The sequence below is a fragment of the Metabacillus rhizosphaerae genome (genome assembly GCF_037201795.1).
Classification (GTDB): domain Bacteria; phylum Bacillota; class Bacilli; order Bacillales; family Bacillaceae; genus Metabacillus; species Metabacillus rhizosphaerae.
The window spans coordinates 4,905,851-4,919,290 of sequence record NZ_CP147403.1 but is presented as its reverse complement, the minus strand read 5'-3'; the positions used below and the strand labels follow the sequence as shown (position 1 = coordinate 4,919,290).

Below are 13,440 nucleotides of genomic sequence, written 5' to 3'. Positions count from 1 at the left end.
CACTGTTTATACAATAAATGATCATAAACAAAGGGGAGGAAACATGAAATGAAGTCATTTCAGAAGGTTTTTAGTTTGGTCTTTATAACAGTTCTTTTATCAATTATGGTTGCTTGCCAGGCTTCAAAAGAAGATGCTTCAACAGATTCTGATAGCTCTTCTGATGAAGATGGTTCAATCACTTTTTCGGTCTTTGATTCTGATGCGAACCCTGATTGGGAGAATATGGAGAGCCCAGTTGGTAAAAAAATTAAGGAAGACACAGGTGTAACTCTTGAACCTGAATTTGATATGGAAGGTGGACAAACAAAGATTCCATTGATGGTTGCTAGTGGCGAATACCCTGACCTAATTACATCTAAGGGAGCTAGTCAGCTTGTAGAAGCTGGTGCATTAATTGATCTTGCGCCATTGATTGAAGAGCATGCTCCAAACATTAAAAAAATGCTAGGTGATGAAATTAACCGTATGAAATGGAGTAAGGAAGATCCATCTATTTATGTTTTACCTAATACAGCAGTCGATAATGAAGCTATGACCCCTGGTTTTGCAGCACTTGTCCAGCATGACGTTGTTAAAGAATTAGGATACCCAGAAATGAAAACATTGGAAGATTTAGAAAATGTTATAAGCGAATATTATAAACTACATCCTGAAATTGATGGACAACCAACCATTCCTTTAACCCTCCAATCTGATGGATGGCGTTTTCAAGCCTCTACTTTAAATAGTGGATTTATGATGACTGGTGCTTCCGATGATGGTGAATATTATATTGATCCTGAGACATATGAAGCGACATTACATTATCGCCGTCCAGTTGAAAAAGAGGTTTACCGTTGGTATAACCAAATGAATACTGAAGGATTGTTAGATCAAGAATCTTTTGTTCAAAAACATGACCAATGGCTAGCAAAATTGTCTACAGGACGTGCGTTGGCTACTATAGCACCAGACTATATGATTTATGATGCACAAAATGCTTTACGTGATGCAGGTAAGTATGAAAGAATGTATGGATTTTATCCAATTACATTAAATGAAGAGTATAAACATACTGCTTATCAAAGTAATGGTTTCCAAGTAGGCTGGGGAATTGGAATATCAGTAGACTGTGAAGATCCTGTTCGAGCCATCAAATTTCTTGATTATTTAGTATCAGAAGAAACCCAAATTATGCTGAATTGGGGAATTGAAGGCGAACATTATAATATTGTAGACGGTAAGCGTGTTATTCCTGAAGATGAATGGGAAAAACGCCGTAATGATAAAGACTACTTAAAGAAAACTGGAATTGGTTATAACTTCCAAAGGTTTGCGCCACGCTATGGTGATGGTGTAGAAGACTCAACCGGTCAAACATACACGGTTAACACACGTGAACTTGCGATTGAAGGACTAACAGATGTTGAAAAAGAAGTGCTAAAAAATTATGATGCTGAATTATGGAAGGATTTATACCCTACTAGCGAAGAGTTTCCAGTAAAACCATGGGGAGCTGCCTACAATCTTGCAATCCCTGCTGGTTCAACTCTTGAAGTAACAAATAAAAGAATGATAGATATAACCTTTAAACGTATTCCAGAAGCAATTCTTGCCGATCCAGAAGAATTTGATAATGTCTGGGAGCAATTTATGGATGATTTAGATAAAGCAGGAGTAGAAGAAGCAGAAGAAGAATACACACAAATAGTAAAAGATATAGTTGAATTGTGGAGTGAATAATTCATCTCGGATGAAATTGTAAGTTGAAAGGGTCACGATTATGGGGGCATTCTCAATTTTGAAAGAACAGTTACGAAAAGTGTAGGAACATCCTTATTGCGTAACTCTTAAAGATTTGCCAAATTTAAAGGAATCCTAAGATTCAATAATAAATCCCTCTATATTCCAAGAGGGATTTTTTGTGTAATTATAGACAAAAATCAGTTTGCTAACTCCAAAATCAATTTCATTGCATTCGTTTTATTCTTGGCATCTAAGTTTTTGGCAGCAATTTTTTTGGCATCATTTACAGGCATCCCATTAAAGATGGATGTGTCTTTTAATACAATCCCATATATATGCTCAGATTTATCTTCAGTTGTAGCAGCGTATATAATATTTTCACTTTCTATATTATCCTTAAGGGTAGGCTCGATTTGCTCTAAAGGTTGAAAGATTTCATTATTCATAAGTCGTTCAAAGTTTTTAGCATCCATAAGATAAATATCTGATTTATCACTAACAAGTGTTACAGCACTTTTTTGTTGAAGAGTAGCATCAATGGAATCATTTACTTCAGTAGGTGCGTAATTCATGTTAACAGTGACTCGCTCCCAGGTAGGAAACTTTGCTAATATATTATCTGATAGAGAATTTGACGGATTGTTAGGATCAAAATAATCTCCATATATCATAATACTTAGGCTTTCTGGTGGAAGACTTGCCAATTCCTTCTTCTCCTGATAATTATTAATGCCACTTTGGATTATTGAACCCAAAATAGCAACAAGGACCAAAAAACCTACCATATGAAGTTTGTAATAATGAAAGAAATGCTGGAATTTACCTTGAAAAGATTTCATTTCTTGGGACGGGTTGGAACCGTATTCATTATGGTGTTTAATTATATTATAGGCTGTCGTAATAGCCTCAATATCAAAAGGTTTCTCTGGATCTGGTTGATTCTGATAGGCATGATTTCGTCTAACCCAAATCATGTATTGTTTTTCAATTTCATTATCTGTAGCATTTTCTGAAACACCTAATACTTTGTATGCTTCTTTTATATCCAATGAAACGCACCTCTCTTTTTCCATATAACGACTATATTAAAGATAACGCAAGTAGAAAACTTTTGCACTATCTATGAAAATATTAACAAAGTTTTTTCAGAAAATATGAAATTCTTCAAGCCAACATAAATCTTCAATGATAATGAGAGATCCGCTTATATTCCCCTGGCGACATCCCCATATTCTTTTTAAACAATCTCGTAAAATATCTAGTGTCGATGCCGAGCTCTTCAGCTATCTCACAAAGCGTAATATGCTTATTACGTTCAATTAGGTCAACTGCATGTAAAATCCTCAGATTTTGTAAGTATTGGTTTAGAGTGACACCATAGAATTGCCGAAATAATCGATTCAAATGTTGGTGAGAATAACCTGAAGACTTTGATACCTCAGATAATCGAATAGGTTGTGTATAGTGCTCCTTTAAAATGGTAGTTACATGTTCTAAAATGGCTTCACAAGAATTAGAGTTATTTATCTTTGGAGGTTGATAGGAAAAATTTGTGGTCTGTTTTCTTAATTCTAATAGAAAGGTATAGAGTAACACAGAAATTTGCCATAATTCCTCGGTTCCATTGTTTTCAGCTAATTGCCAAATTTGTTCGGCCAAATTCCATAGTTTCTCAAAATTACGAATATGTAATACCTCACAATTATGAAATTCCATATTTGCAAGCATAGTTGTTACAGAAGCACCTCGAAGCGATATAAAACCGACCAGCCATGGATCATCTGTTATTGGAAAATACTCATGTGGGACCCCTTCATAGATGATAAATGCCTGTTGCTCCTTTACTACAAGGTCAGATTCTCCGTTAACACGAATTCTTCCACTACCACTAAGAGTTATGAATACTTGAGTCGCAGAAAAGCCTTTAGGTCTGTGAATCGCTGTTTGGTGATTGGAGCCTATCGTGTACATTTGTAATGGGATTAGCTCCTGATTAAACGGTGAGGTAATAAAACGGATTGGTAATTCTTTCATGAGACATTTTCCTTTCATGTTCAAATTGTCCAATCTTATGTTCAATTATGCCCTTGATGTGTAGACAACATAAATACTATTATAAAACTAATAATCTTACAATATGTATTGATGTAAGTTACTCTAGAAGTAAGATTAGTGATAGTTTTAATGAAAGCGGATACATAAAAGTCTATTACTTTTTCTACCAAGGGGGTGAGTAGGAATTCTAGATGTCCAATTTGCAAGTGTTGATTACATTAAAAAGGGGTGTTTTTTAACTGATGAGAAAAAAATTAAGCTTTCTTTTAGTGTTATTACTTGTTTTTGCAATGGTAGGGTGTAGTTCCTCACAATCTAACACAACTGAAGAAGATAGTGATGGAAAGGTAACACTTACCCTCTGGTATTGGAATCGTTCGCTTGATGATGATTTATTGGCAAAAGTTAAGGAGGAATTTCCAAACGTAAATCTTAAACCGCAAAAAATTGATGGGGCAGAATATAAAACAAAGCTTCAGACAACATTAGCAGCAGGATCAGGAGCTCCAGATATTGTTGCAATGAACGATTGGGCTAATGAATTCCTTCCCTATACTGATCAATTTGTAAATTTACTAGACTATGGCGCAGATGAATTAAAGGACCAATACTTAGAGTGGAAATGGAATTATACGTTAACTCCAGACAATAAAACGTTAATTGCCTTGCCAATTGATACTGGCCCAACTGCTTTATTTTATAGAGAAGATATTTTTGCCAAAGCAGGATTGCCTACAGATCCAGCTGAAGTTTCTGCAGAACTTTCTACTTGGGAGGATTATATAGAGGCTGGTGAAAAAGTCGAAGCTGCAACAGGAGTAAAAATGTTTGATAGTATTAATCGGGTTTTTACTCAATATATAAGTCAAAGTGATAGCGTTTATTTTGATGAAAAAGATAATTTTATAGGAGATGGCGGTAATGTCAAAAAAGCCTGGGATTTAGCAGTTGCTGTCCATGAAAAAGGATTAAGTGCAAATTTAGTAGACGGTACAGAATGGAATGCAGGAATGAATAATGGAGAAATTGCTTCGTTTATTGGTGCTGTTTGGACGAAAAAAATCCTAGAGGATGCTGCACCTGATACAGCAGGTAAATGGCGTGTTGCTCGAGCACCAGGTGGAGATGGAAATAATGGAGGATCTTTCATCGGGATTACTAAAGCGTCTAAGCATCCTGAAGAAGCATATGAAGTAATTAAGTGGTTAATGAGCCCTGAAAATCAATTACAGGCGTATACGACAATGGATTTATTTCCATCGACTCCTGGTGTATACGACGATCCAAAAATGAGTAGTGAGGAAGCGTTCTTTGGTAATCAAAATACAACAGAAATCTTTAGTCAATCTGCAGAAAATGTAAAGCCACGTTATTTTGGTGCTAGTTACAGTTCAGTTAATACAATGTTTCTTGATCAATTAACAAATGTCGCGAACCAGGACCTTGATCCAGATAAGGCTTGGGATGAGGTTTTAGAGCAGGTTGAAAAAGAACTTTCACGCTAACTAAATAAATAGGAAAGTACTAGGTGCTCCGAATTACTTGGCTATTAACCTAGTACTTTTCCTTTGATAGATTGTAGATTGAGGAGGGATTGCATGAATAATGTAGCTAATACAAAAAAGGTAGCAAGTGTTCAACCGATAACACCAGCTAGTAGAGGAAGCTTATGGCGTGAAATCTATAAAAATCGTACCCTTTATCTTTTTATTTCACCTTTCTATCTATTATTTTTAATCTTTGGTTTGTTTCCGATTGTCTTTTCATTGTACTTATCCTTTCACAAATGGGGTGGGCTCGGTGCAATGGAGTTTGTAGGACTTAAGCAGTTTACATATTTATTAAGCGATATGGTTTTTTGGCAGTCTGTTGGAAATACCTTTGCGATTTGGTTTCTTTCGGCGATTCCGATGCTATTCGGTGCATTAGTGATTGCCTTCTTACTTAATACACCACTTTTAAAATTTAAAGGGTTTTATCGTACAGCCTTTTTTGTCACGAATGTAACATCAATTGTAGCAGTTACGATTATTTTTAAGTCAATTTTTGGGGACAGCTATGGCCTTTTAAACTATGTTTTAACGACAATTGGTCTTGATCCTGTGGAATGGCTAAAATCAGAGTTTTTGATTAAGGTTGTGATTGCATCGATGGTCGTCTGGCGATGGACAGGGTATAATGCAATCATTTATTTAGCTGGATTACAAGGTATTCCAAATACGTTATATGAAGCAGCAAAAATGGATGGGGCAAACCTTGTTCAGATGTTTTTCCACATTACAATTCCACTTTTAAGACCTATTATTCTTTTTACAGTATTAATGACAACGATTGGATCCATGCAATTATTTACTGAGCCTCAGGTTTTACTAGGTAACTCAGGCGGAGTAGGTGGGTCAGGTTTAACGATTACATTATATATGTATAAGCAAGCATTTGGTGAGAGTCAATATGGCTATGCATCTGTTGTATCATGGGCACTATTTGTCATTATTGCGCTGTTCTCATTACTGAATTGGAAAATCGTTCAAAAAACTGGAGCGAAATAAAGATTAGGGGGGATTGAAAATGGATGGAAAGTATGCAGGACTTAAAAAGCTAGTTTTACATTTTCTATTATTAATCGGTGTTTTTATTTCGATCTTTCCGTTTTATTGGTTGGCCGTAATGTCGACAAATAAAACAAGTGATATATTAAGGTTCCCACCAAAATTAATTTTTGGTTCTGAACTTTTTACAAATATAAATAATGTACTCCAAAATGTAGATTTTTTTAAAGCCTTTTTAAATACAGTCTTTGTTTCAACAACTTCAGCTGTTGCTATACTATTCTTTTGTTCACTAGCAGGTTTTACATTTGCGAAATTTCAGTTTCCTGGAAAAAAGCTTCTGTTTACTTCACTATTAATTACCATGATGATTCCGTCTCAGCTTTCGTTTGTTCCTTCTTACATTATGATTTCAAAGATTGGCTGGGTTGATACCTTTCAAGCGCTTATTATCCCTGGTCTGGCAAATGCCTTTGGAATCTTTTGGATCAAGCAATATTCTGAAGAAGCGATACATGATAGTCTGCTTGATGCAGGAAGATTAGATGGGTGCAACCATTTTAGACTTTATTGGAATATTGGATTACCGATCTTAAGACCTGCCCTTGCTTTCTTAGGAATATTCTCGTTTATAAGCATTTGGAATGACTATTTATGGCCGTTAGTTATTTTAAATGATCCTGCTAAATATACATTGCAAGTGACACTATCACAATTAAATGGAATATACGACACTGACTATGGAATGGTCATGGCTGGAACACTATTAGCCACTCTTCCATTAATTATTTTATTTATGTTTGTCAGTCGCCAGTTTATTTCAGGGATTGCAGCCGGTGCGGTAAAGGATTAGGAGTTTCCTATTTTCTTTTATCAAAAGGGGTTGATCTAACCAATTTTTAAGAAACTAATTTGATCAATTTTATTATATAATAGGAGGAGATTCGTTTGGCTCTAAATATTGGTTTTATTGGAACTGGTGGTATAGCAAAGGCACATTTAAATAATTTAGCGAAGATTCAAGATGCAGAGGTAACTGCCTTTTTTGATATTCAGTTAGAAAGAGCACAAAAGGAAGCTCGTGAATGGAAAAATGCAAAGGCTTACAATAATTTAAATGAAATGTTGGATGACCGTAAGCTTAATGCAGTATACATATGTGTTCCACCAATGGCACATGGTGAGGCAGAGAACGCAGTAATCGATAGAGGAATTCCATTTCTCGTTGAAAAGCCCCTTGGAATTGATCATTCACCAAATGGGATTCTTAAAAAAATTGAACAAAAAAAGATCATAACCTCTGTTGGCTATCATTGGCGTTATCAGGAAGCAACAAGAAGAGCTTTGGATTTACTAAATGAACGAAAACTAGGGATGTCGTTAGGATACTGGATGGGTGGAATGCCTATGGTTCCTTGGTGGAGAGTTCAAACTGGATCAGGTGGCCAGTTCGTTGAACAAACAACCCATATTGTTGATTTACTCCGGTATCTTAGTGGGGAGGTTATTGAAGTTTTTGCTGCATACAGTCAGCGGGTTATGCATGAAAAGGTAGAGGGGACAACAGTTGCCGATGTTGGAACTGTCACAATGAAATTAGAAAATGGCAGTATCGCAACGATCTCTAATACTTGTATGTCACCGGTTGGGCATAAAGTGGGTCTGGATTTATATACAGATCAAGGAGTACTCGAAATTAGTAGTTCAGGTTTAAAGGATATTAAGCCTGAATCGATAACAGAGTATAAAGAAAGAAAAAGCCCATATTTAATAGAGGATGAAGTTTTTGTTAACGCAATTTTAACTGGAGATTCTTCAAAGATTTTATCTGACTATCGAGATGCCATTAAGACTCATAATGTCACATTAGCAGCAAATAAATCTGCGGATATTGGTAAACCAATTCATTTAAAGGAGCTGTCCCGTACATGAAATACTCTCTTTGCATTGGAGCATATAAAGGAAAAGATGTCGTCTACCACCTTGAAAAAATAAAAGAGCATGGTTTTCAAGGTCTAGAGTATTATAGCTGGTGGGACTTAGATATCAAACAGGTAGCTAAAGAACAGGATCGAATCGGTGTAGGGATTATTGCTACGTGTACGAAATTTTTTAACCTAGTTGATGAGTCGAAACGCTTAGAATATATTGATGGAATAAAGCAAACAATTGAGGCATGTAAAATTCTTGGTACAAAATCGATTATTACCCAAACCGGAAACGTGATCGATGGTATGTCCCGTGAAATTCAACAACAAGCAATGGTTGAAACTTTAAAGCAATCTGCTTCACTTTGTGAGGAGGCTGGCATTATCTTGGAGGTCGAGCCTTTAAATGGATTGGTTGATCATCGTAGACACTTTCTCCAATATTCAGATGAAGCAGTGTCTGTCATTGATCAAGTAAATAGTCAAAATGTAAAGTTAGTATTTGACGTTTATCATCAACAGATTACCGAAGGAAATGTTATACGAAATGCAACAAATTATATTGATCGAATTAGTCATTACCATATCGCTGATAATCCAGGTAGAAATCAGCCAGGCACAGGTGAGTTGAACTATATCAACATTTTAAATGCAATTAAAGATACAGGATATGATGGGTATGTTGGTCTGGAATGTGGATATACAATTGATACAGATGAAGCATTAGATGTGTTTAAACAAACGATTTTAAAAAATGTAGAGACACTTTCAGTATAAACTTAAATAAAAAAGCCAAAAAACGATTTTTTTAATCGCTTTTTGGCTTTTCTTACTTTTCCTGCTCCCTAAGTATTGGAAGTGTACAGCAGCGGAAAGCACCACCAGATTTAATGATTTCGGTTATATCTACCTCAATGACATGGTAACCACGATCTCTAAGTTTTTTATTAACCTGTTTATTTATAGGCAAGCTGATCACCCGTTTTTCTCCAATTGAAAGGACGTTTGTACCTAGGGTTGCTTGTTCTTCTTTAGAAACTTCAATTAAATTGTATCTGGAAGAGATAAGTCTTTCTTTTTCCTCATCAAGTTCTCCTGGGAAAATTAATGCATCATTTGGCGATATAATATTAAAAACACAATCTAAATGTAAATAAGTATCAGTAAAAGGAATAGCAATTACGTCAAAAGACGGTAATAAGCTTTGTAAGTGCTGAATGGCATTTTCATTTGTTCGATTACTAACACCAACATATATCGTGTTACGATCAACTAAAACATCTCCACCTTCAATTTTATCTCCAATCAGATTTGTATAGGTTATTTTTTCTTTTTCTAGCCAATCGATAAAGGGTCTTTCTTCACCTTTACGAACATCATGTGCCATTTCTGCAACAAACACTTGGTTTCCTAGAGTAAAACCGATATCACGAGTAAATACTTGTTCAGGAAATTTTTCTGCAGGAGGAAGCAACATGACTTCAATTCCATTTTCTTGTAACGTTTCGACAAATATCTTATGTTGTTTCTTAGCAAGATCTGTATCAATGTTTTCTTTCAGATATTGTTTTTGCGTTTCATTAATAGGTTCTCTAATCGTCATAAAATCAGGTTGGCATAAAACGACTTTTTTTAATATATCGTATTCACTAAAACAAGAGCTTTTTATGTAATCTGGTAGTATATTCATTTGTGTCCTCCCAACTTAAAAGCAGTTTGGTTGTAATATGCCCTATTTTGACAGATTAAAACGTATTAACATAACTATCTGCTAGCCAAATCTCAAAATAATCGTCAAATACACTCCTTATATCCAATTATAAACAATATGAAAATCCTCCAATTTATAAAAGAAAAAGACTATAATAAAACTAAAGAAAATCATAAGGTATTGGAAGAAGGTTAAAAAATGAGTAAAGGTAAAGTATATTTAGTGGGAGCGGGTCCTGGAGATCCCAAACTTATTACAGTTTATGGATTAGAGTGCATTCAAAAGGCAGATGTCATCGTTTACGATCGCCTGATTAGTAAAGAGTTATTGGAACATGCCAAACAGGATGCTGAACTTATTTATTGCGGAAAGCTTCCAGGAAAACATGAGCTAATTCAAGAGCAAATACATGAGACATTAGTAGAAAAGGCTCTGGAAGATAAAGTTGTTGTTCGTTTAAAAGGGGGAGATCCTTTTGTCTTTGGGCGTGGTGCGGAAGAAGCTGAGGTTTTAAAAAATCAAGGGATTCCTTATGAAGTGATTCCAGGGATTACATCTGGGATTGCAGCACCTGCTTATGCTGGTATACCAGTAACACATCGTGATTATGCATCATCTTTTGCTATTGTGACAGGACATGGCAGAGCAGACAAGCAAACAGATACGATTAATTGGGCTGCTTTAGCACAAGGGATTGATACAATTGCATTTTATATGGGAATTAAAAATCTGCCATATATCTGTCAAAAGTTAATTGAACATGGTAAAAACCGTAAAACACTTGTTTCAGTTATTCAATGGGGGACAACAGCTTCACAAGTAACCATTACTGGTAACCTGGAAACGATCGTCGATGAAGTAAAGAAAAATAATATCACTCACCCTGCCATTGTTTTAGTAGGACAAGTTGTTGAAATGCGCGATAAAATAAAATGGTTTGAGGAAGTTGTGGAACATAAAAGTAACAAGTAAACGAATGACCAAAGCTTGTTTGTTTTTAATTTAAATATATCTAAAAAATGACCCTAGGACATAATCCTAGGGTCATTTTTTAAAGTTTAGAAAATTATAAAATTCTAGTACTGTGGATAGCGCTTTGACATCCAGCTCCAGCGCTTTTGTTTTAGATTAATGAAACAATAATCATAAGTGAGAAAAGAATTGTTAGATGAATTAAAGAAAAAGCAAACATTAAATTCGCCCATTTAATATCGTCAACCTTCTTGAATCCCCAGATACCAAGAATCATCCAAGCTAAGGTTAGTCCAAACATGCTAAACGCAATTATTTTACTAAAGGGTAAAAATAAAATTGATGCAAACAGCAAAATGACTAGATACAGAAGGGATTGTATTTTTGTACGATGTATACCTTTTACTACAGGAAGCATTGGTACTCCAGCTGCCTTGTATTCCTCCAATCGTCTAATTGCAATTGCATAGAAATGTGGAGGTTGCCATAAGAACATAAACACAAAAAGCGCGATAGCAACTGGGTGGAAAATATCTGAAGAAATAACTGCCCAGCCAATAATTGGTGGCATGGCTCCAGATAAGCTTCCTACCTCAGTATTATAGATAGTAGAGCGTTTCGTGAATATTGTGTAGGCAAACACATAAAAGGCAAAACCTAAAAAGCCCATAATTGCTGCCAATATTGATACCGATAGTAGAAGTGCTAATCCAACAGTAACAAGAATGATGCCTAACCATAACGCAAATCTAGGATTAATCGATCCATCAACAGTAGGTCGAACTTTGGTTCTTTGCATCTTAGAATCAATGTCTCGATCATAATAGTTATTTATCGCACCTGAGCCACCAACGACAAAGGATGTTCCAATTAAGGAAATAATAATGATTGGTAGCTGTTCAACAAAACCTGAGTCATTCATATATAAAGCAAGACAGAGGCCTGCAAACATCCCCATGAGATTTGATTTGATAATACCTGTTTTTATAATTAACTTAATCACTTTCCATGAAAAATACTGTTTCAATGAAAATGAACCTGCTAAAGTTAGTTCAGTGTTTTTCACAACCATTCTCCTCTTTCTTTTACTATTACACATTAATTATGAGCAAAAAGTACCGAAATAGTATCACAAATTCCAAAAGTACACATTATTGTCATAAAGCTATTGCGATTTATTAACATTTTCTAAGTTTATGATCTTAATAGATGGGAAAACAGTCTAAATAGATATAGAGACGTGAAATAGTCACTTACCATTGATAGATAATGGGTTTTTTATTTACTATTATTGCTTATTGCTAGAAAGGACAAAGCTTTTTTATCTACCAATACATAAATACTTTACCAATATTGTTAACAATCTGTGAAAAAACTTAGTCTAATTTTTGAATGTTAGTCAATAAAGCGGATTCAGCTATTTCGTTTTTTTTATATTTTGATAGTATGTGTAGATGTAAACATTTTGTTATTTAAATTGTATCTACTTCATTCTTAATCTTTTACTTTTTAGAAAGGAAGGTGAACATAGATGTTCAAAAAATTTAAACCATTGATAAGTGTAGTGATGGGTTTGCTTTTTTTAATCGTATTAAGTGGCTGTAGTGAACTTGCTGTATTTGATCCGAAAGGCCCTAATGCTGAAACTCTACGTGATCTTATTATGTATTCTATCTACTTTATGCTAGTTATCATGATTGTTGTTTACGTCTTATTTGCCTTTGTTATTGTGAAATTTCGTGACCGAAAAAATTTCAATGAAAAGGATCATGAGCCAAACATTCATGGTAGCACGAAGTTGGAAATAATCTGGACGCTTATTCCAATTGTAATCATCATCGCCTTATCAATTCCAACTGTTAAGGTCCTATATGAATTGGAACAACCACCAAAGGAAACAGCTCATAAAGAACCGATTGTGATCCATGCAACTTCTGCAGATTGGAAATGGATTTTCAGTTATCCAGAGGAGGATATTGAAACAATTAATTATGTGAATGTTCCTGAAGATCATCCAATCCTTTTCAAAATTACCTCAGCAGATTCGATGAGTTCGTTTTGGGTTCCACAAATAGGTGGACAAGAATATGGAATGCCTGGAATGGTCAATGATTTATACCTTCAGGCCGATGAACCTGGAATATATGATGGCATGAACTCTAACTTTACAGGAGAAGGTATGACTCACCAGAAGTTTAATTTTGTTGCTTTAGAAGAAGACGAGTATCAAAATTGGTTGAAAGATACACAAGAAAACGCACCAGAACTTACTGAAGAAACATATGAAAAATTGATGTTGCCTGAAACAGTAGAAGAATTGACGTTTTCAAATACACATTTAGAAATTGTAGACCACGGGGTTGATTCCGGTGAATATGCGATGAAGATTCGTGAAAAATACGGGATTGAAGTAGGTGTACAAGATGAAGAAGAAAACGATCAAGTAGAGTCAGATTCAACGGATGAATCAAACTCACATCATCATCACTAAGGAAGG

12 protein-coding genes are annotated in these 13,440 nt (G+C 35.1%); 8 read left to right on the top strand and 4 right to left on the bottom strand.

Annotation, left to right across the window (positions count from 1 at the left end):
- The first annotated feature begins 48 nt into the window (after nucleotides 1-48).
- On the top strand, nucleotides 49-1,725 hold the full coding sequence (locus tag WCV66_RS23660; protein ID WP_185653029.1) for an ABC transporter substrate-binding protein: 1,677 nt from the start codon (nucleotides 49-51) through the stop codon (nucleotides 1,723-1,725).
- Between the two features lie 200 nt (nucleotides 1,726-1,925).
- Here WCV66_RS23660 and WCV66_RS23655 read toward each other — a convergent pair whose 3' ends face one another.
- Together WCV66_RS23655 and WCV66_RS23650 are read right to left on the bottom strand one after the other, a co-directional pair.
- Nucleotides 1,926-2,777 carry a DnaJ domain-containing protein gene (locus tag WCV66_RS23655; RefSeq protein ID WP_338787081.1) on the bottom strand — a complete coding sequence of 284 codons (852 nt, stop codon included), beginning with the start codon at nucleotides 2,775-2,777 and terminating at the stop codon, nucleotides 1,926-1,928.
- Between the two features lie 133 nt (nucleotides 2,778-2,910).
- Nucleotides 2,911-3,762 carry an AraC family transcriptional regulator gene (locus WCV66_RS23650; protein WP_066324853.1) on the bottom strand — a complete coding sequence of 284 codons (852 nt, stop codon included), beginning with the start codon at nucleotides 3,760-3,762 and terminating at the stop codon, nucleotides 2,911-2,913.
- Nucleotides 3,763-4,025: 263 nt separating this feature from the next.
- Here WCV66_RS23650 and WCV66_RS23645 point away from each other — a divergent pair, with 263 nt between their 5' ends.
- From WCV66_RS23645 to WCV66_RS23625, 5 genes are all read left to right on the top strand, one after another.
- Nucleotides 4,026-5,288 (top strand): ABC transporter substrate-binding protein, encoded by a 1,263-nt coding sequence (locus tag WCV66_RS23645; RefSeq protein WP_338787080.1) that lies wholly within the window; start codon nucleotides 4,026-4,028, stop codon nucleotides 5,286-5,288.
- 93 nt (nucleotides 5,289-5,381) lie between these two features.
- Nucleotides 5,382-6,332: a carbohydrate ABC transporter permease gene (locus tag WCV66_RS23640; protein WP_185653031.1), complete on the top strand. Its 951-nt coding sequence runs from the start codon at nucleotides 5,382-5,384 to the stop codon at nucleotides 6,330-6,332.
- Nucleotides 6,333-6,351: 19 nt separating this feature from the next.
- Nucleotides 6,352-7,185 (top strand): carbohydrate ABC transporter permease, encoded by an 834-nt coding sequence (locus WCV66_RS23635; RefSeq protein ID WP_066324861.1) that lies wholly within the window; start codon nucleotides 6,352-6,354, stop codon nucleotides 7,183-7,185.
- A gap of 95 nt (nucleotides 7,186-7,280) precedes the next feature.
- Nucleotides 7,281-8,264 (top strand): Gfo/Idh/MocA family oxidoreductase, encoded by a 984-nt coding sequence (locus WCV66_RS23630; RefSeq protein WP_338787079.1) that lies wholly within the window; start codon nucleotides 7,281-7,283, stop codon nucleotides 8,262-8,264.
- Nucleotides 8,261-9,037 carry a TIM barrel protein gene (locus WCV66_RS23625; RefSeq protein ID WP_338787078.1) on the top strand — a complete coding sequence of 259 codons (777 nt, stop codon included), beginning with the start codon at nucleotides 8,261-8,263 and terminating at the stop codon, nucleotides 9,035-9,037. The genes WCV66_RS23630 and WCV66_RS23625 overlap by 4 nt, the downstream gene beginning before the upstream one ends.
- A 52-nt stretch (nucleotides 9,038-9,089) precedes the next feature.
- Here WCV66_RS23625 and WCV66_RS23620 read toward each other — a convergent pair whose 3' ends face one another.
- Nucleotides 9,090-9,950: a dimethylarginine dimethylaminohydrolase family protein gene (locus tag WCV66_RS23620; protein WP_338787077.1), complete on the bottom strand. Its 861-nt coding sequence runs from the start codon at nucleotides 9,948-9,950 to the stop codon at nucleotides 9,090-9,092.
- Nucleotides 9,951-10,169: 219 nt separating this feature from the next.
- On the opposite strand from WCV66_RS23620, the gene cobA reads away from it, so the two are divergent.
- Complete coding sequence (gene cobA, locus WCV66_RS23615) at nucleotides 10,170-10,943, top strand: uroporphyrinogen-III C-methyltransferase (protein ID WP_338787076.1); 774 nt, start codon at nucleotides 10,170-10,172, stop codon at nucleotides 10,941-10,943.
- A gap of 151 nt (nucleotides 10,944-11,094) precedes the next feature.
- Here the strand turns inward: cobA and cyoE are convergent, their stop codons facing one another.
- Nucleotides 11,095-12,009, bottom strand: coding sequence for a heme o synthase (gene cyoE, locus WCV66_RS23610; protein WP_338787075.1), 915 nt, complete (start codon nucleotides 12,007-12,009; stop codon nucleotides 11,095-11,097).
- Between the two features lie 465 nt (nucleotides 12,010-12,474).
- On the opposite strand from cyoE, the gene qoxA reads away from it, so the two are divergent.
- A complete protein-coding gene (gene qoxA, locus WCV66_RS23605) occupies nucleotides 12,475-13,434 on the top strand; it encodes a cytochrome aa3 quinol oxidase subunit II (protein ID WP_338787074.1) in 960 nt (319 codons plus the stop codon).
- Nucleotides 13,435-13,440: the final 6 nt, after the last annotated feature.

What these genes read in the sequence shown, in the direction of transcription:
- WCV66_RS23645 (WP_338787080.1), top strand. Translation starts at nt 4,026, where the DNA reads ATGAGAAAAAAATTAAGCTTTCTTTTAGTGTTATTACTTGTTTTTGCA.
- WCV66_RS23640 (WP_185653031.1), top strand. Translation starts at nt 5,382, where the DNA reads ATGAATAATGTAGCTAATACAAAAAAGGTAGCAAGTGTTCAACCGATA.
- WCV66_RS23625 (WP_338787078.1), top strand. Translation starts at nt 8,261, where the DNA reads ATGAAATACTCTCTTTGCATTGGAGCATATAAAGGAAAAGATGTCGTC.
- WCV66_RS23650 (WP_066324853.1), bottom strand. Translation starts at nt 3,762, where the DNA reads ATGAAAGAATTACCAATCCGTTTTATTACCTCACCGTTTAATCAGGAG.
- qoxA (WP_338787074.1), top strand. Translation starts at nt 12,475, where the DNA reads ATGTTCAAAAAATTTAAACCATTGATAAGTGTAGTGATGGGTTTGCTT.
- WCV66_RS23635 (WP_066324861.1), top strand. Translation starts at nt 6,352, where the DNA reads ATGGATGGAAAGTATGCAGGACTTAAAAAGCTAGTTTTACATTTTCTA.
- cobA (WP_338787076.1), top strand. Translation starts at nt 10,170, where the DNA reads ATGAGTAAAGGTAAAGTATATTTAGTGGGAGCGGGTCCTGGAGATCCC.
- WCV66_RS23620 (WP_338787077.1), bottom strand. Translation starts at nt 9,950, where the DNA reads ATGAATATACTACCAGATTACATAAAAAGCTCTTGTTTTAGTGAATAC.
- WCV66_RS23660 (WP_185653029.1), top strand. Translation starts at nt 49, where the DNA reads ATGAAGTCATTTCAGAAGGTTTTTAGTTTGGTCTTTATAACAGTTCTT.